This window comes from Pseudomonas frederiksbergensis (assembly GCF_017114915.1).
In the GTDB taxonomy this organism is placed as follows: Bacteria; Pseudomonadota; Gammaproteobacteria; order Pseudomonadales; family Pseudomonadaceae; genus Aquipseudomonas; species Aquipseudomonas frederiksbergensis_I.
Genome location: NZ_JAAUOE010000017.1, coordinates 89,322 through 107,519 on the forward strand (window position 1 = coordinate 89,322; position 18,198 = coordinate 107,519).

The 18,198-nt window shown below is 60.5% G+C and carries 18 protein-coding genes; 10 read left to right on the forward strand and 8 right to left on the reverse strand.

Annotation, left to right across the window (positions count from 1 at the left end; genetic code table 11):
• Positions 1-173 precede the first annotated feature (173 nt).
• Positions 174-644, forward strand: coding sequence for an Rsd/AlgQ family anti-sigma factor (locus tag HCU66_RS14590; protein WP_007941595.1), 471 nt, complete (start codon positions 174-176; stop codon positions 642-644).
• Positions 645-722: 78 nt separating this feature from the next.
• On the opposite strand, the gene HCU66_RS14595 is transcribed toward HCU66_RS14590, so the two are convergent.
• A complete protein-coding gene (locus HCU66_RS14595; protein ID WP_205889142.1) occupies positions 723-1,388 on the reverse strand; it encodes an FKBP-type peptidyl-prolyl cis-trans isomerase in 666 nt (221 codons plus the stop codon).
• Positions 1,389-1,580: 192 nt separating this feature from the next.
• On the opposite strand from HCU66_RS14595, the gene HCU66_RS14600 reads away from it, so the two are divergent.
• Entirely contained in the window at positions 1,581-2,669 is a 1,089-nt protein-coding gene (locus HCU66_RS14600; protein ID WP_205889143.1) for an AlgP family protein, read from the forward strand.
• On the opposite strand, the gene HCU66_RS14605 is transcribed toward HCU66_RS14600, so the two are convergent.
• Positions 2,666-3,130 carry a TIGR02444 family protein gene (locus tag HCU66_RS14605; protein WP_205889144.1) on the reverse strand — a complete coding sequence of 155 codons (465 nt, stop codon included), beginning with the start codon at positions 3,128-3,130 and terminating at the stop codon, positions 2,666-2,668. The genes HCU66_RS14600 and HCU66_RS14605 overlap by 4 nt on opposite strands.
• Positions 3,131-3,180: 50 nt before the next feature.
• On the opposite strand from HCU66_RS14605, the gene HCU66_RS14610 reads away from it, so the two are divergent.
• From HCU66_RS14610 to HCU66_RS14620, 3 genes are all read left to right on the forward strand, one after another.
• Entirely contained in the window at positions 3,181-5,091 is a 1,911-nt protein-coding gene (locus HCU66_RS14610) for an ATP-binding cassette domain-containing protein (RefSeq protein ID WP_205889145.1), read from the forward strand.
• Positions 5,091-5,672 (forward strand): mechanosensitive ion channel family protein, encoded by a 582-nt coding sequence (locus HCU66_RS14615; protein WP_205889146.1) that lies wholly within the window; start codon positions 5,091-5,093, stop codon positions 5,670-5,672. Before HCU66_RS14610 ends, HCU66_RS14615 begins: the two co-directional genes overlap by 1 nt.
• Positions 5,673-5,779: 107 nt before the next feature.
• Positions 5,780-6,412, forward strand: a complete 633-nt coding sequence (locus HCU66_RS14620) for a LysE family transporter (RefSeq protein ID WP_205889147.1) — start codon at positions 5,780-5,782, stop codon at positions 6,410-6,412.
• Between the two features lie 206 nt (positions 6,413-6,618).
• Here HCU66_RS14620 and HCU66_RS14625 read toward each other — a convergent pair whose 3' ends face one another.
• From HCU66_RS14625 to HCU66_RS14640, 4 genes are read right to left on the reverse strand one after another with little or no spacing between them, the layout of a single operon-like run.
• The gene (locus HCU66_RS14625; protein ID WP_205889148.1) at positions 6,619-7,362 is read right to left on the reverse strand and encodes a penicillin-binding protein activator LpoB; all 744 of its coding nucleotides are present in this window, start codon (positions 7,360-7,362) and stop codon (positions 6,619-6,621) included.
• Positions 7,363-7,365: 3 nt separating this feature from the next.
• Positions 7,366-7,953 (reverse strand): penicillin-binding protein activator LpoB, encoded by a 588-nt coding sequence (lpoB, locus tag HCU66_RS14630; RefSeq protein WP_205889149.1) that lies wholly within the window; start codon positions 7,951-7,953, stop codon positions 7,366-7,368.
• A gap of 39 nt (positions 7,954-7,992) precedes the next feature.
• Positions 7,993-8,364, reverse strand: coding sequence for a YcfL family putative periplasmic lipoprotein (locus HCU66_RS14635; protein ID WP_205889150.1), 372 nt, complete (start codon positions 8,362-8,364; stop codon positions 7,993-7,995).
• A 15-nt stretch (positions 8,365-8,379) separates the two neighbouring features.
• Positions 8,380-9,774 carry a COG3014 family protein gene (locus HCU66_RS14640; protein ID WP_205889151.1) on the reverse strand — a complete coding sequence of 465 codons (1,395 nt, stop codon included), beginning with the start codon at positions 9,772-9,774 and terminating at the stop codon, positions 8,380-8,382.
• A gap of 327 nt (positions 9,775-10,101) precedes the next feature.
• On the opposite strand from HCU66_RS14640, the gene HCU66_RS14645 reads away from it, so the two are divergent.
• Together HCU66_RS14645 and HCU66_RS14650 are read left to right on the forward strand one after the other, a co-directional pair.
• Positions 10,102-12,000, forward strand: a complete 1,899-nt coding sequence (locus HCU66_RS14645; protein WP_205889152.1) for an FTR1 family protein — start codon at positions 10,102-10,104, stop codon at positions 11,998-12,000.
• 106 nt (positions 12,001-12,106) lie between these two features.
• Entirely contained in the window at positions 12,107-12,559 is a 453-nt protein-coding gene (locus tag HCU66_RS14650) for a YaiI/YqxD family protein (protein WP_205889153.1), read from the forward strand.
• Positions 12,560-12,683: 124 nt separating this feature from the next.
• On the opposite strand, the gene elbB is transcribed toward HCU66_RS14650, so the two are convergent.
• Positions 12,684-13,352, reverse strand: coding sequence for an isoprenoid biosynthesis glyoxalase ElbB (gene elbB / locus HCU66_RS14655; RefSeq protein WP_205889154.1), 669 nt, complete (start codon positions 13,350-13,352; stop codon positions 12,684-12,686).
• A 114-nt stretch (positions 13,353-13,466) separates the two neighbouring features.
• Between elbB and HCU66_RS14660 the strand changes: the two genes are divergently transcribed.
• Positions 13,467-14,702 carry a sterol desaturase family protein gene (locus tag HCU66_RS14660; protein WP_205889155.1) on the forward strand — a complete coding sequence of 412 codons (1,236 nt, stop codon included), beginning with the start codon at positions 13,467-13,469 and terminating at the stop codon, positions 14,700-14,702.
• Here the strand turns inward: HCU66_RS14660 and HCU66_RS14665 are convergent.
• Positions 14,683-15,315 (reverse strand): DedA family protein, encoded by a 633-nt coding sequence (locus HCU66_RS14665; RefSeq protein ID WP_205889156.1) that lies wholly within the window; start codon positions 15,313-15,315, stop codon positions 14,683-14,685. The two genes, HCU66_RS14660 and HCU66_RS14665, sit on opposite strands and share 20 nt — an antisense overlap.
• A 207-nt stretch (positions 15,316-15,522) precedes the next feature.
• Here HCU66_RS14665 and hemB point away from each other — a divergent pair, with 207 nt between their 5' ends.
• Positions 15,523-16,536 (forward strand): porphobilinogen synthase, encoded by a 1,014-nt coding sequence (gene hemB / locus HCU66_RS14670; protein ID WP_205889157.1) that lies wholly within the window; start codon positions 15,523-15,525, stop codon positions 16,534-16,536.
• A gap of 18 nt (positions 16,537-16,554) precedes the next feature.
• Positions 16,555-18,198: polyphosphate kinase 1 (ppk1, locus tag HCU66_RS14675; protein WP_205889158.1), on the forward strand; the 1,644-nt coding region annotated here is incomplete at its 3' end.

Consider the following 18,198-nt stretch of genomic DNA (forward strand, 5'->3'; position numbering starts at 1 on the left):
ACACTTGTATGAACTTTATCTCCTGCGTACCTTGAAGCCATGGGCGCGCGGGCATAATCTGGCCCGCACGTGTCATTGGATTTATGTTGCTCGTTGCTGATCTGCCTGGCCAAGACCGCCGAATCGTGCGGCAGGTGTAGAACGGCATGACCCATTAGGGAAGAGAGATCGCCATGTTAGATAGTTGTCAGAATGCTCAGGAACGCTGGGGTGGGGTTCATAAGCTCATTGACCGCTGGCTACAAGAGCGTGAAGAGTTGGTAAAGGCGTTTCACGACTTGCGAAATGCCAAACCGGCTTTCGCCGACAAGTCCTTGAACGGTCGGTTTTGCGAGATTCTTGTCGATTACGTTTCGGCCTGGCATTTCGAAGTGAGTGAGCATCTGGTCAATGAGGCCAAGGCCTTTGGCGACGATGGCGGCCTTGAACTGGTGAAGCAGATCAACCCGCGTATCGATGTGAGCACCGAGATGGCGCTGTCGTTCAATGATCATTGTCACAAGGGTGACTGCAACGACACCGAGCGTTTCGCCGAAGCGCTGGAAAAACTGGGCAGCCAACTGCGTGAACGCTTCGAACTGGAAGATTGCCTGATCGAAGTGCTGCACACCGCCCACAAGGAAGAGAGTTCGGTTCAGGCCTGAACCCTTCCCGGCCAGAAACCCCCTTCCAGCAAGAAACCAAAAGCGGTGCGCAATGCGCACCGTTTTCGTTTCCGGTACTCAGCTTGTAGCACCACGCAATTCGACTTCGAATACCAGCGGCGTGAACGGCGCGATCAAGTCGCCGGCACCGTCGGCGCCATAGGCTTGCGCCGATGGAATCACCAGGCGCCATTTCGCGCCGACCGGCATGTCTTGCAATGCACTGCGCCAGCCCGCGATCACACTATCAAGATTGAACCACTGCGGCTGGCTGTTCTGGTCGAACACTGTGCCGTCAGGCAAGCGTCCGATATACAGCACCTGGACCTTGCCGCCTGGACCCGCCTTGGCGCCGGTGCCCGGCGTCAGCTCTGTCAGCAATATGCCATCCGCCAATTCGCGAACCCCCGGCCTGGCTTTTTCTTCGGCGAGAAAACGCCGCTCTTTTTCGAGGGCGACTTCGCTTTGCGGGACGGCGGGTTGCTCGGCGACCCGGGCTTCATGCTCGGCAAGAATCTGTTCGATCCGCTCGTCTTTCAACGCCAGCGGCTTGCCTTGATAGGCTTGTTGCAAACCGTCGAGCAGTGCTTGCAATTGCAGATCCGGAACCTCCTGGCGCAAGCGTTCGCCAAGGCTCGCACCCAGGCTGTAAGCCAGATCGTGAGCGTCATTCGTGGTGGTTTTTTCGGCGGCCTGGGCCACGGAAAAAAACACGCACAGCGATAAAAAAAAGTAGCGCGACATGGGCACTCTCCGGCCTGAGATGCGCAGGATTATGCCAGTGTGAATGCGCTCGAAGGTGAACTGGTTTTACATCAGCACAGAACATTTTGACTTCGTTGCAACGCAGCGCTTTCGATACTGTCAACATGCCCTAGCGGCGGCAGCAGCAGAGGTCTAGTATGAGCCGCATTAACGCCAGCCAGGAGGTAAACCATGTCGGCCACCAAGAAGCCAGTAAATACTCCGTTGCACTTACTCCAACAACTCTCGGGCAGCCTGCTCGAGCATTTGGAAAACGCTTGTTCCCAAGCCCTGGCTGATGCTGAAAAACTGCTCGCCAAACTGGAAAAGCAGCGCGGAAAAGCGCAGGAGAAACTGCACAAATCCCGCACCAAATTGCAGGACGCTGCGGCGGCCGGCAAAGCCAAGGCACAAGCCAAGGCCAAAGATGCGGTGAAAGAACTTGAGGACCTGCTCGACGCCCTCAAGGATCGTCAGTCCGAAACGCGCAGCTACATCCTGCAACTCAAGCGCGACGCCCAAGAAAGCCTGAAACTGGCCCAGGGTGTCGGTCGTGTCCAAGAGGCTGTCGGCAAGGCGTTGTCCCTGCGTTCGGCCAAGCCAGCTGCGGCACCTGCGAAGAAAGCCGCTGCCAAACCGGCTGCTGCAAAAGCGCCGGCCAAGCCTGCCGCCAAGGCACCGGTCAAAGCCGCAGCCAAGCCAGCCGCAAAACCTGCGGCGAAAAAACCAGTCGCTGCCAGCGCGGCGAAACCGGCGGCTAAAACGACGGCTGCCAAACCCGCCGCCAAGCCAGTTGCTGCCAAAACAGCTGCCGCTAAACCGGCTGCAAAAACCACTGCTGCGAAACCGGCCGTGGCGAAACCGGCCGTGGCGAAACCTGCAGTGGCGAAAACTGCAGTGGCAAAACCGGCCGCTAAACCAGCAGCCAAAGCTGCCGCGGCGAAACCTGCTGCCAAGCCAGCCGCTAAACCTGTCGCGGCTAAAACCGCTGCAGCCAAGCCTGCTGCAAAACCGGCAGTGAAACCTGCTGTAAAAGCTGCCGCCAAACCCGCCGCTGCCAAACCCGCTGCAAAACCTGCCGCCAAGCCAGCAGCAAAACCGGCCGTGAAAAAACCAGTCGTTGCTGCAAAGCCGACGGCCGCACCTGCTGCCAAGCCAGCAACCCCGGCCCCGGCTGCATCGGCTTCGCCTGCACCAGCCGCGACCACCTCGACAGCTACGCCTGCGCCAACGCCAGCTGCATCGTCGAGCACCAGCACCACCCCAACCAGCGCTTCCTAAGCGCCGGTTGCCGCGACGCGCAGCTGATGCAGCGCGTCGCGGTCCAGGTTGACGGCGCCCGCCGTCACACCTTCCAGCCAGGCCGTTAGATCGGTCGCCTCACACTGCGGCCAACTCTGGGCCAAACGTTCCAGTCGCAACAACACGTGCCGTTCGGCTTCCGTCTCAAGTGACTTCACTTGTTCGCGCAAAGCATTCAGCCCGGCATCCTCGCTAGCGGCGGCTTTCCATTGCAGGCGCAAGGCGCGCAACGGTTGCACAACATCCGCATCCCAAGGCCCGGCTACGTCGCGAAGTAGCTGCAAGCGTTGTTCGTTGCAGGTAACGCCACGTTCTCCCAGCCACAACCCGCACAGCAGCAGACACACGTTCACACCCGTCGACTGCAATTGCAGGCACGCGTGTTCAACGCCACGAAGGGAGTAAGTGGTAACGGAAAAGCTCCACAGGTCAGAGGACATAGTGCTACTCGCGCCAGTTGCGAGCGAAGCTGGTAGACTCCGCCGCCATTATGATTCGACTTCAGAACCTGACTTTACAGCGTGGCCCGCAACGTCTGCTAGAAGACGCCGAGCTGACCCTGCATGCCGGCCACAAAGCCGGCCTCATCGGTGCCAACGGCGCCGGCAAATCGAGCCTGTTCGCCTTGCTTCGGGGCGAGTTGCACCCGGACTCGGGTGATTGCTTCCTGCCGGCCGACTGGCGCATCGCCCACATGCGCCAGGAGGTCGACACTCTCGAACGCCTGGCGGTCGATTATGTGCTCGATGGCGACTTGCGCCTGCGCCAGGTGCAACGTGACCTGGCAGCGGCCGAAGCGGCCCATGACGGTGCCGCTCAGGCCCGCCTGCACTCGGAACTCGACAGCGCCGACGGTTACACCGCTGATGCCCGGGCGCGAAAGCTGCTGGCAGGCCTTGGCTTCACCAACGAGCAAATGGACCGGCAAGTAGGAGATTTCTCTGGTGGCTGGCGGATGCGTCTGAATCTGGCGCAGGCTTTGATGTGCCCCTCGGACCTGTTGCTGCTCGACGAACCGACCAACCACTTGGACCTTGATGCCATCATCTGGCTCGAAGAGTGGCTCAACAGCTACCCCGGCACCTTGTTGCTGATTTCCCACGACCGGGACTTCCTCGATGCCGTGGTCGATCATGTGGCCCACGTCGATCAACGCAGGATCACCCTGTATCGCGGCGGTTATACAGCGTTTGAACGGGCCCGCGCCGAACGTCTGGCCCAGCAACAGCAAGCCTACGAGAAGCAGCAGGCGCAACGTGCGCACATGGAAAGCTACATCGCCCGCTTCAAGGCCCAGGCCACCAAGGCCCGTCAGGCCCAGAGCCGGATCAAGGCGCTGGAACGGATGGAAGAGCTGTCCGCCGCCCATGTCGATTCGCCGTTCGACTTTGTCTTCCGCGAGTCGACGAAGATTTCCAGTCCGCTGATCGATCTGTCGGATGCGCGCCTGGGTTATGGCGAAAAAACCGTGCTGGAGAAGGTCAGGCTGCAACTGACCCCTGGCGCGCGGATCGGTTTGCTCGGCCCCAACGGTGCCGGTAAATCGACCCTGATCAAAAACCTCTCCGGTGAGCTCGAACCATTGGCGGGCCGACTGACCCGGGGCGAGAACACCGTGGTCGGCTACTTCGCCCAACACCAGCTGGACTCCCTCGATTCCAAGGCCAGCCCGTTGCTGCATTTGCAGCGCCTGGCGCCGACCGAACGTGAGCAGACGCTGCGTGACTTCCTCGGTGGTTTCGACTTCCGGGGTGCGCGCATCGATGAGCCGGTGCTGAATTTTTCCGGTGGCGAAAAAGCGCGACTGGCCCTGGCACTGATCGCCTGGGACCGGCCGAACCTGTTGCTGCTCGACGAACCGACCAACCACCTGGACCTGGAAATGCGCCTGGCGCTGACCATGGCCTTGCAGGAATTCAGTGGTGCGGTTCTGGTGGTCTCCCACGATCGTCATTTGCTCAAAAGCACCACCGACAATTTCTATCTGGTGGCCGACGGCAAGGTCGAGGAGTTCGACGGCGACCTGGAAGACTACGCCCGTTGGCTGGTGGAGTACCGTCAGCGCAACGTGCCGGTCAGCAATACCCCGGGCAACCCGGACAAGACCGACAAGAAAGCCCAGCGCCAGGCCGCCGCCGCGTTGCGTCAGCAACTGGCACCGCACAAGCGTGAGGCCGACAAGCTCGAAGCCGAACTGGGCAAGCTGCACGAGAAGCTGGCGAAGATCGATGCCAGCCTCGGCGACAGCGATATTTACGAGCCGGCGCGCAAGAACGAATTGCGTGATCTGCTGGCCGAGCAGGCCAAACTGAAGGTGCGTGAAGCCGAACTGGAAGAAGCCTGGATGGAAGCGCTCGAACTGCTTGAAAGCATGCAGGCGGAGCTGGAGGCGCTGTCCTGATGGAGGCCTTCAAGCTGCCGTTGCCGGCGATGTGGGTCGATCCTATCTGGCTGGTCGTGCAAATCCTGCTGATCCTGCTGGCCGGCTATATCGCCCAGCGTGTCGTCGCTAAATGCCTGACGCGATTGGGCGAGCGTTACCCGTTTCCGCCACAGTTTTTGATGCCACTGCGCGGTGGATTGCGCTGGCTGATCATGGGCAGCGCGCTGATTTTCGTGCTGGAGCGCCTCGGGGTGTCGGCAACGGTGCTCTGGACCGCATTGTCCGGTTTCGTGGCGGTGGCCGCCGTGGCGTTTTTCGCCATGTGGAGCGTGCTGTCCAACTTGCTGTGCGCGATCCTGATCTTCACCGTCGGCCCATTCCGTATCGGCGATGTGGTCGAGTTGGTGGACACTACCGACAAGCCCGGCGTCAAAGGCCGGGTGGTGGCGATCAATCTGCTCTACACCACGCTGATCGAAGCCGAGGAACTCGGTACCGGCAGCGCCATGGTGCAGGTGCCCAACAGCCTGTTCTTCCAGCGTTCGGTTCGACGCTGGCGCGGCACCGATGTGTTCCCGTCCAACGGGTTTGAAAAATAGCCGACTACGCTGGTCGGCAGTCGCTCTGTCCTACAAAAAATTGGTAGTCATCGCCCCAAAGGCACATTAGCTTAGACATCTGTCACGAGTCTGAGTCGAGGTGTGCAATGGAGCTTCAAACATGGATGGCGTTTTTTGCCGCCTGCTGGGTAATCAGTCTGTCTCCCGGTGCCGGCGCCATTGCGTCGATGTCCAGCGGTCTGCAATACGGTTTCTGGCGCGGTTACTGGAACGCCTTGGGCCTGCAACTGGGCCTGGCGTTGCAGATTGCAATTGTCGCTGCCGGGGTGGGTGCGATCCTCGCGGCGTCGTCCACCGCTTTCTATGCGATCAAATGGTTCGGCGTGGCCTATCTGGTCTACCTCGCGGTCAAGCAATGGCGCGCGCTGCCCAATGACATGAATGACGACGCAGCCATTCGGCAGATCGGCAAGCCGATGGCGCTGATGTTCCGCGGTTTTCTGGTGAATGTCAGCAACCCCAAGGCCTTGGTGTTCATGCTCGCGGTGCTGCCGCAATTCATTGATCCCCACGCGCCGCTGGTGGCCCAGTACCTGATCCTCGGGGTGACCATGATTTGTGTCGACCTGATCGTCATGGCCGGCTACACCGGGCTGGCGGCCAAGGTCCTGCGTTTGTTGCGTACACCCAAGCAGCAGAAGCGCATGAACCGCACCTTTGCCGGGCTGTTCATCGGCGCGGCGGCTTTCATGGCGACATTGCGCAAAGCAGCGGCGTAAAACCGTCAGGCACTTAGGGGAAAATCGGGCCTGTAGGAACCAGGCTTGCCGACGAAGGCGCCCTGTAGGAGCGGGCTTGCCCGCGAAGACGTCGGTACAGTCAACATTGATGTTGCCTGACACACCGCTTTCGCGGGCAAGCCCGCTCCTACATTGGCATTACGGCAAGCCTGGCTCCTACGAAAAGCGGCTCACTCGCTTAACTATCAGCGCAGAATCACCGGCGCCGTATCCCGCGGCAGGTTATTGCGCAGCGGCGCCTGGCCTGGCTGTTCGTAACCACCGCCACCGAGCTGTTGGCTCAGTTGCGAAGCCACGTCCTCACCCAGCGCCTTGGACACGTCACGCACCACCCGCGGGCGGTTCAGGGAAACCCGAATGTCCCGGCCATTCACCAGTTTGGTGTCCTGACCTTCGCCCATTGCCGTGAAGGCCGAGGTGATCTCGAAGGTCTTGGTGTTGATCAGACTGAAGTCCGCCACCAGCGTCAGCCCCAGCACCGCCGAATAGCTGTCGGTGTTGGCCAGCTCGTTCATATCGCGAGTGAAGTCGATGTCTGACACGGTGCCGAACAGCACATAGTCGGCACCCTTGAAGCTGCCGGCCTTGATGCGCTTGATCACGTCATACACATCACCTTTGGACGATGCGGTGTAAGGCGTGCCCTGCACCAGCTGGAACATGCCGGTGCGCAGGATCTCGCCCTTGATGTCGCCGGTGAATTTGCGCAGCTCGCCTTGCTCGATGTAGCTGCTGGTCGCTTCGTACTCTTCGTAACTGGACGAACCACTGGAGCCGTAATCGCTCTGGCTGTGGTTGCTCTGGGCCGAAATAGTATGGACGTATTGCTCTACCCGTTCCTGATACGCCAGATCCGCTACCGCGACTTTCGGGGCCGCTTGCACGCTGAACGCGCAAGCCAGGGCCATCATGCCAATCCATGCGCGCATCGATTAACGCTCCGTGGTTTTGCGGATCTCTTTTTCGTCCATCCACTCGGCCAGACCGCTTTCAACGTCGATCAGTTGCAGGCTGAATTTGTAGAAGACGTCCTTGTAATCGCTGCTGCGCTTGACGATCGAGCTGATTGAGCCTTCAAGACGGTAGTGGGCGGCGATCATGTTGCCGGTCTTGGCCACGGTGCTTTTCTTGTACAGGCCACTCTGGTTTTGCAGCTTGAGCTGGTCAACCTGGCTCTGCATCGCGGTGTTGTCGCTGGCGAAACGGGCGACACCGGACTTCATCAGCTGGGTCTTGATGCTGGTGGTGATTTCGCGGGTATCGATGTACTCGCTGGTCTTGTTCTTCACGTCATAGACCTGAACCACCGGGCGGCCTTGCAGGATGCCGGACTGGGCCAGGGAGCGGGTCATGGATTCGGCGATCATCTGCAGGTCGGTGGAGCCGAACTCGTTGGTCACGGTTTCCACGGCTTTGGTGTCGCCGTAGCTGATGTTTTTGCTGCCCAGGGTCGGCGAAGTGTTGGCGCAACCGCTGGCCAGAAGGGCGACAACGGCGATGAACGAAAAGCGTGCAAACATGGGAATGCTCTCTGGAACTGAACGAATAGGGTGTCGGGCTTAAGGCGTTTTGATTTCGAGACGGAAATCCACGGCTTTGGCGGTTGGCGCGATGGCCTGAATGAAACTGGTCTGCGCGCCGTACATCATCTGGCTTTTCCAGACTTCTTCCTCGGCCACCGGGAAGCCTTCCGGGCCGAGCCAGGCAAAGCGGTAGTAGAACGTCTTGTTGCTGTTGAGGGTGTTGCTCAACTGCACATTAACGGTCATGAAGCCGTTCTCGCGGGCGACGCGCATGGCGCCGACCACGATGTGTTTCTGCGGGCCCACGGCCACAACCTTGCTGGCCGCGCTGCCCGGCTCCGGTGGCGGCGGGGTGGCGCAGCCGGCCAGCAAGGCCAGGGCTGCGACGGCGATGAGTTTGAAACGCATGCAAAGACTCCGTTCTTAAGGTTGTTTGAGGCTGGCCACGGCGGTCGGGTTGGCGCTCGGGGTCACATGAGCGGCCAGGCCGCTGGCGAACACTTGATTGCCCACGGCGCGCAGGCTGATGACCTGATAGCGCTGATCGACGGTGATCTTGACCACCGAACCGCCCACGGCGCTCGGCAGCGAGACGTGGTGTTCGCCTTTCTTCAAGCGCAGTCGCACCACTTGGGTGTTGTCCGGCAGGGTGCGCCACGTACGGGTATCGGCACCTTCGAGCACGGCTGAAGTGATACCGACCGCAAGGCCTGCCAGTGGGTTGGTTTCGTTGATTTGCTTCTGCGCCACGCCACGGGTGATCGCCCGCACGGTGGTGCGCAGGATGATGCCCGGCATGTCGTCACGCAGCGCGCGGCGGGACATGGCGGTGGTGCTGTTGAGTTGCGTCAGGTTCAGCTGCTGACCGTCCACGCCGATCTGGGCGAAGGGGGTGGTGGAGGTATCCGGTTTGATGATCGGGAACGACAGCGGTGTGATCACCACGTTGTTGCTGATCGGCAACGGCAGCGGAATGCGGATTGAGTCGCGGGCCGGCGCCAGGCCGCTTTGCACGACGATCAGAATGTCGCTGTCCGCGTCCTTGGCGGGTTTGTCGAGGTTCACCAGCGCCTGTTCCAGCAGCGGCGTGTTCGGGCGCAACTCGACGGCCTTGCGATAACCCGGCGCCGCCAGATCTTTCTCGCCCAGGGCTTCATAGACGAAACCGGCCAGATAATGGCTGAACGCACTCTGGTAGCTGTTTTTCAGGCTGACCACTTCCGGCGCGTCGAGGCTGGCCACCGGATAACCCCGAAGATCCTTGTACTGGGTTTTAACGCCTTCTTTCTCGGCCTGCTCTTCGCTTTTGAGGTATTCCTTGTCGCGCAGGTCGGCGATCAGCGCTTCACGTTCGTGAGTCTTCTTGATCGCGGTGCGCGCGCCGTCGAAGTCGTTCACCGCCAGCAGGTTGAGGGCCATCTGTGTGGTCAGCATGACTTTTTCGTAGTCATAGCCTTCGTAGCGACGGACCTTGTCGTTGACCAGGAAGCTGCCGAACTGGGCCAGATACTTTTCGGTGTCGAGCTTGACCGCGTCTTCCCACTTGGCCACCACCTGATCGGCGCTGGTCCAGGCGTTCTGGCTGCCGGACAAGTCGCCCTTGGCGCGCAGCAGTTCACCTTTTTCGAAGTAATAGAGCAGGTCTTTGTCTTTGCTGGTGTTGTTCTTTTCCAGCAGGGTCAAGGCGGCGTCGACGTTGCCGGAAGCCAGTTGCTGGTTGGTTTGTGCAAGTTCGGAATCATAGTTGCGAAAGGCCGAGCAGCCGCAAAGCAGGGTGACAGCGCTGAGCGCGATCGAGGTAAGGGCACGGGAGGCCATAGGGTACTTCTTCCCTGAATGTAAGCAGCCGCGTGCTGGTCGGGCTGTTGGGACCCATTGGCAGGGCGGTTTGTCTCCTGCCAATTCCTCATAAAAAGAGGAGCTTAAATGCCGTATCGCAATAACGACGGCGCGGCATTATAAACAGGGATGCTGGCTATGTAATGGCTTTTTAACGTCATGTTTGTTGGGTTGTGCCATCATTTATTTCAAGCCTGAGGCAGCTATTGCGGTTCCCTTATCGACAAACCCAACACAACAAAGCTTGAGTGAAACTCATTGGAAGTGAACAATGTGTTACTTCGTATTTCCATTTGAGAGTTATTCATGACTGCCTCCTCTCGTTTTCTGGCGTGGCTCATGCTGCCGATGATCGCGTTCTGCAGCTTCAATGCGCTGGCTGAAACTGCAGAAGGTGCGCCCAAGGCCTTGCATCTGCTCGATTACATTGGCGCCGATTACCCAGCGACGGTCGAGGCGGGCAATGTCATTGATGAGTCTGAATACCGCGAGCAGCAGGAATTTCTGAAGGTGCTGCAAGGCTTGATCGCCGATTTGCCGGCCAAACCCGAACGCGCAGAGCTGGAGCAGGGCGTCAGTAGCCTGCGCACCGCGATCGCCGCTCGTAAGGACGGCGCGCAGGTCGCCCGTCAGGCGCGGCAGCTGGGGGCAAAACTGGCGGTGACCTACGAGGTCAGCCAGGCCCCGGTCATCACTCCGGACCCGACCCGCGGTGCGCCGCTGTATGCCCAGCAATGCTCGGTATGCCATGGCGATGCGGGCGCTGGTGATGGCCCGGCAGGCGTCGGCATGACGCCACCGCCGGCCAATCTGCGCGATGCCGTGCGACTGGACCGTCTGAGCCTCTACGCGATCTACAACACGCTGGGCATGGGCGTCGAAGGCACCGACATGCCGGCCTTCGCCGATCAGCTCGACGATCGCCAGCGCTGGGACCTGGCGACCTACATCGCCAGCTTCAGCGCCGATCCGGCCGCGGCAAAATCCGAGAAAACCTACAACATCGCCGACCTGGCGCGTCAGACCCCAGCCGAAGTGCAGGCCGCCGAAGGTCCGCAAGCGGCCGCGATCTTCCGCGCGCAGCGAGCGCAACCGCCGCAGGTCAAGCGTGGTCCGGGGCAATTGCTTGAATACACCGCGGCTACGCTGGACAAGAGCATTGCCGCCTACCGCGCTGGCGAGCACGATCAGGCCTACGACCTGTCGGTGGCGGCGTACCTGGAAGGCTTCGAGCTGGTCGAAAGCTCTCTGGACAACGTCGACGCCAACGTGCGCAAAGACACCGAGAAGTCCCTGATGGCTTACCGTCAGTCGTTGCAGGACGGTTTGCCGGTGGCCCAGGCCGAGCAGCGTCTGGAGGCGGCCAAGGTCAAGTTGAAAGAATCCGCTGGCCTGCTCGGCAGTGACGGCTTGAGCTGGTCGCTGAGCTACATTTCCGGTCTGTTGATTCTGTTGCGAGAAGGTCTGGAAGCGATTCTGGTGCTCGCGGCGATCCTCGCGTTTCTGCGCAATACCGGCCAGCAATCGGCGGTGCGCAGCGTTAACGTCGGTTGGGGCCTGGCGCTGTTGGCCGGGCTGGCGACCTGGGCGTTGGCGGCGTATGTGATCGACGTCAGCGGTGCCCAGCGTGAACTGCTGGAAGGCGCGACGGCGTTGTTTGCCAGTGTCATGGTGCTCTGGCTCGGCGTGTGGATGCACGACCGTCGCCACGCAGCGGCCTGGCAGGATTACATCAAGAGCAGCCTGGTGAGCGGCGGCGGGCGTTTCGGGTTTGCGATCCTGGCGTTCTTCTCGGTCTATCGCGAACTGTTCGAAGTGATCCTGTTTTACGAAACCCTGTGGTTGCAAGCCGGGCCTGCGGGGCATAACGCCGTACTGGCTGGCGGGGCGACGGCGCTGGTTTCGCTGGTCGGTCTGGCCTGGGTGATTCTGCGCGGTTCGGCGAAACTGCCGCTGGCGTTGTTCTTCGGCATCAATGCCGGGCTGCTGTGCGCGTTGTCGGTGGTGTTTGCCGGCCATGGCGTGAAGGCCTTGCAGGAAGCCGGGATCTTCGGCACCCGGCCGGTGCCGTTCTTTGACTTCGACTGGTTGGGTATCCACGCGGATGCCTATTCGCTGAGTGCTCAGGCGGTGGCGATCATTGCGATCATCGTGTTGTACAGCCGTAGCCGGATGGCTGAGAAGCGGCGGGTGTCGGTTTCTTAAAAGCATTCGCTGCGCTCATAATCGCGGGCAAGCCCGCTCCCACAGGTTCAGCGCTAACCTTGTGGGAGCGGGCTTGCCCGCGATGCTTTTCAACAGAGGGAACCCAATGCGTGTGTGGATCGATGCCGACGCCTGCCCTCGGGCGGCCAAGGATCTGGTGGTGAAGTTCGCCCTCAAGCGCCAGTTCCAAGTGGTGCTGGTGGCCGGGCAGCCGCAGATCAAACCGGGCCTGGCCCTGGTGAAGCTGATCGTGGTGCCCAGCGGCCCGGATGCCGCCGACGATTACCTGGTGGAACACGCGGTGCCGGGGGAGCTGGTGATTTGCAGCGATGTGCCGCTGGCAGATCGGCTGGTGAAGAAAGGCGTTGCGGCGCTGGATCCGCGGGGCAAGGAGTTCGATGCACAGAACATGGGCGATCGGCTGGCGGTGCGTAACCTGTTCACCGATCTGCGTGAACAGGGTCAGATGAGCGGCGGACCGGCGCCGTTCGGCGATCGTGAGAAGCAGGCGTTTGCCAATGCGCTGGACCGGATACTCACGCGGTTGTCGCGTAGTTAATGATCGTTCCCACGCTCTGCGTGGGAATGCCTCAATGGACGCTCTGCGTCCGCTTTGGGACGCAGAGCGTCCCGGGCTGCATTCCCACGCGGAGCGTGGGAATGATCAGGTCGCGTAGGTAATCTCAGGCGTCGTTTTCGTGGGTCAGTTCCAGTACCCGGTCGACCAGTTTGTTGATGCCGGAAGCGGCCTCGCTGATCGATTGCGCGAGCATGTAGGCCGGAGTGCTCACCAGCTTGCGTGCCTTGTCTTCGACGATGTCGGTCACGGCACACTCGGCATGGGTGGCGCCCATCTTGTTCATCGCGGCGGCGGTATTGGCATCGTTGCCGATGGTGCAGGTCACGCCCGGGCCGTAGATTTTTGCCGCCAGGGCTGGCGAGATGCAGATCAGCCCCACCGGTTTGCCGGCCTCGGCGAACGCTTCGGTCAACGCCAGGACGTCAGGTTGAACGCTGCATCCGGCGCCTTCGACGGCAAAGTTCGACAGGTTCTTGGCCGCCCCGAAACCACCGGGCACGATCAGCGCATCGAAGTCTTCGACGTCCGCTTCACGGATATCCTTGATGTTGCCCCGGGCGATCCGCGCCGATTCCACCAGCACATTGCGCGACTCGGGCACTTCTTCGCCGGTCAGGTGGTTGATCACATGCAATTGCGCGATATCGGGTGCGAAGCACTGCACCTGGGCGCCACGCTGATCCAGGCGCAGCAGGGTGATCACGCTTTCGTGGATCTCGGCGCCGTCGTACACGCCACAGCCGGAAAGGATCACTGCAATTTTTTTGCTCATGGGCTTTTCTCCAGATTCATGGCGTTAAATGTCCACTAATTTGTCACTCGTTGCCATAGGGTTAATTCGCGGCTACACCTAATCTCTGCTGAAAGATTCCGATCAGGGCGCGTCATGGATTTCATTCTGTCTGCGGTGCCGTTTTTCTTTGTGCTGATTGCAGTCGAGTTGCTGGCCGACCGTTGGCGCGGGGTGAGCAATTACCGCGTGGCAGACGCGATCAACAGCGTCAGTACCGGCGTGCTGTCGACCACCACGGGGCTGTTGACCAAAGGCGTCGGCCTGGTGACTTATGCCTTCGCCCTGAAGCATCTGGCCGTGATTGAGTTGTCGGCCGACAGCGTCTGGGTCTGGGTGTTTGCTTTCGTCTTCTACGACTTCTGCTATTACTGGCTGCACCGCATGGGCCACGAGCGCAATATTCTCTGGGCCGCCCACTCGGTGCATCACCAGAGCGAGGACTACAACCTCTCCACGGCGTTGCGCCAGACCAGCACCGGGTTTCTGTTGAGCTGGATTTTCTACCTGCCCATGGCCGTGATCGGCGTGCCGCTGCTGGTGTTCGTCAGCGTTGCGGCGCTGAATCTGCTGTACCAGTTCTGGGTGCATACCCGGCACATTCCCAAGCTCGGCTGGTTCGAATGGTTCTTCGTCACGCCGTCCAACCATCGGGCTCACCATGCACAGAATGCTCTCTACATGGATCGCAACTACGGCGGGGTGTTCATTATTTGGGACCGTCTATTTGGCTCGTTCCAGGAAGAGGACGACAACGAACCGGTGATTTTCGGCGTGACCACACCGTTGGCGAGCTGGAATCCCTTATGGGCGAACGTGCAGTTCTATGCGCAGCTGTGGGATGACGCACGGCGCGCCGAGCGCTGGTGGGACAAGCTGCGGATCTGGTTCATGCGCACCGGTTGGCGGCCAGCGGATGTGGCGGCCAATTACCCGATGAACAAACCGGACCTGAGCCAGTTCCGCAAATTCGAGGTGCCGCTGGACGGGCGTCAGCAGTGGTATGTGGCGCTGCAGTTCTGCGTCTACATCGCCTTGGGCAGTTACTTGATGAACCTGGAACAACGCCTGCCGACCGCAGCCCTGATATTGGGCTGGGGAGCCGTGGCGTGGGGGCTGTTTGTGTTGGGCATGGCCTTGGAGAATCGCCCGCAGGCGTTGACGCTGGAGCTGTTGCGGCTGGCGTCGAACCTGCCGCTGGTATGGCTGGCGCCAATGGTCGGACTATGGCCGGGCAGTGTGGTGGGCTGGCTGGGGCTGCTCAGTTACAGCCTGCTCAGCGGCATCGGTCTCTACTGTTGTAGAAACCGCTTCACTCGATGGGCGTCGTAGGTTCGCTGGACTTGGCCTGTTCGGCCTTCAGCGCCTGTTCGTCGGCGTAGATTTTCTTCGCCAGACGGGCATTCTTGAAACGCCGCCGCAGCCACAGGACAAAGCCCAGAACCAGCAGGGCGCCCAACACCCACAGCTCGTATTTCTTGATACTGCCCAGCATGCCTTCGAGCACCGCACCGAAGTGATAAGAGGCGGCGGCCAGCGCGGTGGCCCAGATCGCAGCGCCAATCCCGTTGAGCAGCAGATAACGGCCTGGCGGATAGCCCGACAGACCGATCGCCACCGGCATCACGGTGCGCAGACCGTAGACGAAACGGAAGCTCAGCACCCAGATGTCCGGATGCTTGCGGATATGTTCCAGCGCCCGATCGCCCATCAGTTGCCAGCGCGGTTTGCGCGCCAGCAATTTGCGTCCGTGCTTGCGCCCCAGGAAGTACCACAGCTGATCGCCGGCATAACTGCCGAAGAACGCCACGACCACCACCAGATTGATGTCCATGTATCCGCGGAACGCGAGGAAGCCCGCGAGCACGAGAATGGTTTCGCCTTCGAAAAACGTGCCGAGGAATAGGGCAAAGTAGCCGAAGTCATGTAGGAATTGTTGGAGCATTGTCTGGGTGCTGGCGAAATGAACGCGCAGCCTAACCCCTCGGACACATTCAGGAAAGTGTCAAAATGTGTCTCGACGTGAACATTTCCTACAAGGACAATGGATGCGACTACCCGTCACAGGGCTAAGCACAACTGTCATTCGTTCGTCATAATGGCCGCTTATAACTGTCACGCTCGCCCGCCAGCGCGGGCTCAGGAGTCTGCCGTGAGCTTTACCCCCGCCAATCGTTTGTTTCCTGCAACCCGCCTGCGTCGCAATCGTCGTGATGATTTTTCGCGTCGACTGGTCCGTGAAAATGTACTGACCGTCGACGACCTGATCCTGCCGGTGTTCGTGCTGGACGGTGAAAACCGCCGCGAAGCAGTGGCGTCGATGCCGGGTGTTGAACGCCTGACGATCGATCTGTTGATTGAAGAGGCGGCCAAGTGGGTCGAGCTGGGCATTCCGGCGCTGGCCCTGTTCCCGGTGACGCCACCGGAACTCAAGTCCCTGGACGCCGCCGAAGCCTGGAACCCCAACGGCATCGCCCAGCGCGCCACCCGCGCTCTGCGTGCGCAGTTCCCGGAGCTGGGTGTGATCACCGACGTCGCCCTGGACCCGTTCACCACTCACGGTCAGGACGGCATTCTCGACGAAGAAGGCTACGTGCAGAACGACATTACCGTCGACGCACTGGTTAAACAGGCCCTGTCCCACGCCGAAGCCGGTGCTCAGGTGGTGGCTCCCTCGGACATGATGGACGGCCGCATTCAGGCGATCCGTGAAGCGCTGGAGCTGGCCGGTCACGTCAATGTGCGGATCATGGCCTACTCGGCCAAGTACGCCAGTGCCTATTACGGCCCGTTCCGCGATGCGGTGGGGTCGGCGCTGAACCTGGGCAAGGCCAACAAGGCCTCCTATCAGATGGACCCGGCCAACAGCAACGAAGCCCTGCACGAAGTGGCGGCGGACTTGTCAGAAGGCGCGGACATGGTCATGGTCAAGCCAGGCATGCCGTATCTGGACATCCTCTGCCGGGTCAAAGAAGAATTTAAAGTGCCGACCTTTGTCTATCAGGTCAGCGGCGAATACGCCATGCACATGGCGGCGATCCAGAATGGCTGGTTGAGCGAAGGGGTTATCCTCGAATCCCTGACCGCTTTTAAACGTGCAGGCGCTGATGGCATCCTGACTTACTTTGCCGTCCGCGCTGCTCAATTGTTACGAGAGCAGAAATAGCCCTCCCAGGAACATTCGATGAATACCGAAGTGCTCACTGAAGTTGCCGTAAAAGACGCTCAACCCGTGGTGGAGCAAATCGCCGAAACCCCGCCGGAGCTGGAGCCTGCTCCACCCGCGGTGGTGGCCGAGCCCGTTGTGGCGGCGCCAGCGATTGCCATTCCCGGCCTGGATGACAGCAGCCTGTACATCCATCGCGAGCTCTCGCAACTGCAGTTCAATATCCGCGTGCTGGAACAGGCGCTGGATGAGTCCTACCCCTTGCTGGAGCGGCTGAAGTTTCTGCTGATCTTCTCCAGCAACCTGGACGAGTTCTTCGAGATTCGTGTGGCCGGCCTGAAGAAGCAGATCACCTTCGCCCGTGAACAGGCGGGCGCCGATGGCCTGCAACCGCACCAGGCCCTGGCCCGCATCAGCGAGCTGGTACACGGTCACGTCGATCGTCAATACGCGATCCTCAACGAGATTCTGTTGCCGGAACTGGAAAAACATCAGGTCCGCTTCATCCGTCGCCGTTACTGGACCACCAAGCTCAAGACCTGGGTCCGTCGTTATTTCCGCGATGAAATCGCGCCGATCATCACCCCGATCGGCCTCGACCCGACGCACCCGTTCCCGTTGCTGGTGAACAAGAGCCTGAACTTCATCGTCGAGCTCGAAGGCATCGATGCCTTCGGTCGCGACTCCGGTCTGGCGATCATCCCGGCACCGCGTCTGCTGCCGCGGGTCATCAAGGTGCCGGAAGAAGTCGGCGGCCCTGGCGACAACTACGTGTTCCTGTCGTCGATGATCCACGCCCACGCCGATGACCTGTTCCAGGGCATGAAGGTCAAGGGCTGCTACCAGTTCCGCCTGACCCGAAACGCCGACCTCGCGGTCGACACCGAAGACGTGGAAGACCTGGCCCGCGCCTTGCGTGGCGAGTTGTTCTCCCGTCGCTACGGTGACGCGGTACGGCTGGAAGTGGCCGACACCTGCCCGAAACACCTGTCCGACTACCTGCTCAAGCAATTCAACCTGCAAGAGACCGAGCTGTACCAGGTCAACGGTCCGGTCAACCTGACGCGGCTGTTCAGCATCACCGGCCTGGACAGTCATCCGGAGCTGCAATACACCCCGTTCACCCCGCAGATCCCGAAACTGCTGCAGAACAGCGAGAACATTTTCAGCGTGATCAGCAAGCAGGACATCCTGCTGCTGCACCCGTTCGAGTCGTTCACCCCGGTGGTCGACTTGCTGCGCCAGGCGGCCAAGGATCCGCACGTGTTGGCGGTTCGCCAGACGTTGTATCGCAGCGGCGCCAACTCGGAGATCGTCGATGCGCTGGTGGACGCCGCACGTAACGGCAAGGAAGTGACGGCGGTCATCGAATTGCGCGCGCGCTTCGACGAAGAATCCAACCTGCAACTGGCCAGCCGTCTGCAAGCGGCCGGTGCGGTGGTGATTTACGGCGTGGTCGGCTTCAAGACCCACGCCAAGATGATGCTGATTCTGCGTCGCGAGGCCGGCGAGATTGTCCGCTACGCCCACTTGGGCACCGGCAACTACCACGCCGCCAACGCCCGTCTGTACACCGACTACAGCCTGCTGACCTCCGACGATGCCTTGTGCGAAGACGTCGGCAAACTGTTCAGCCAGTTGATCGGCATGGGTAAAACCCTG

Coding starts and splice junctions, on each gene's coding strand:
- HCU66_RS14635 (WP_205889150.1), bottom strand. CDS start 8,364: ATGCGTTTCAAACTCATCGCCGTCGCAGCCCTGGCCTTGCTGGCCGGC.
- lpoB (WP_205889149.1), bottom strand. CDS start 7,953: ATGTTTGCACGCTTTTCGTTCATCGCCGTTGTCGCCCTTCTGGCCAGC.
- HCU66_RS14660 (WP_205889155.1), top strand. CDS start 13,467: ATGGATTTCATTCTGTCTGCGGTGCCGTTTTTCTTTGTGCTGATTGCA.
- HCU66_RS14615 (WP_205889146.1), top strand. CDS start 5,091: ATGGAGGCCTTCAAGCTGCCGTTGCCGGCGATGTGGGTCGATCCTATC.
- HCU66_RS14610 (WP_205889145.1), top strand. CDS start 3,181: ATGATTCGACTTCAGAACCTGACTTTACAGCGTGGCCCGCAACGTCTG.
- HCU66_RS14590 (WP_007941595.1), top strand. CDS start 174: ATGTTAGATAGTTGTCAGAATGCTCAGGAACGCTGGGGTGGGGTTCAT.
- HCU66_RS14605 (WP_205889144.1), bottom strand. CDS start 3,130: ATGTCCTCTGACCTGTGGAGCTTTTCCGTTACCACTTACTCCCTTCGT.
- HCU66_RS14645 (WP_205889152.1), top strand. CDS start 10,102: ATGACTGCCTCCTCTCGTTTTCTGGCGTGGCTCATGCTGCCGATGATC.
- HCU66_RS14650 (WP_205889153.1), top strand. CDS start 12,107: ATGCGTGTGTGGATCGATGCCGACGCCTGCCCTCGGGCGGCCAAGGAT.
- HCU66_RS14620 (WP_205889147.1), top strand. CDS start 5,780: ATGGAGCTTCAAACATGGATGGCGTTTTTTGCCGCCTGCTGGGTAATC.
- HCU66_RS14600 (WP_205889143.1), top strand. CDS start 1,581: ATGTCGGCCACCAAGAAGCCAGTAAATACTCCGTTGCACTTACTCCAA.
- HCU66_RS14595 (WP_205889142.1), bottom strand. CDS start 1,388: ATGTCGCGCTACTTTTTTTTATCGCTGTGCGTGTTTTTTTCCGTGGCC.
- elbB (WP_205889154.1), bottom strand. CDS start 13,352: ATGAGCAAAAAAATTGCAGTGATCCTTTCCGGCTGTGGCGTGTACGAC.
- HCU66_RS14665 (WP_205889156.1), bottom strand. CDS start 15,315: ATGCTCCAACAATTCCTACATGACTTCGGCTACTTTGCCCTATTCCTC.
- HCU66_RS14640 (WP_205889151.1), bottom strand. CDS start 9,774: ATGGCCTCCCGTGCCCTTACCTCGATCGCGCTCAGCGCTGTCACCCTG.
- HCU66_RS14625 (WP_205889148.1), bottom strand. CDS start 7,362: ATGCGCGCATGGATTGGCATGATGGCCCTGGCTTGCGCGTTCAGCGTG.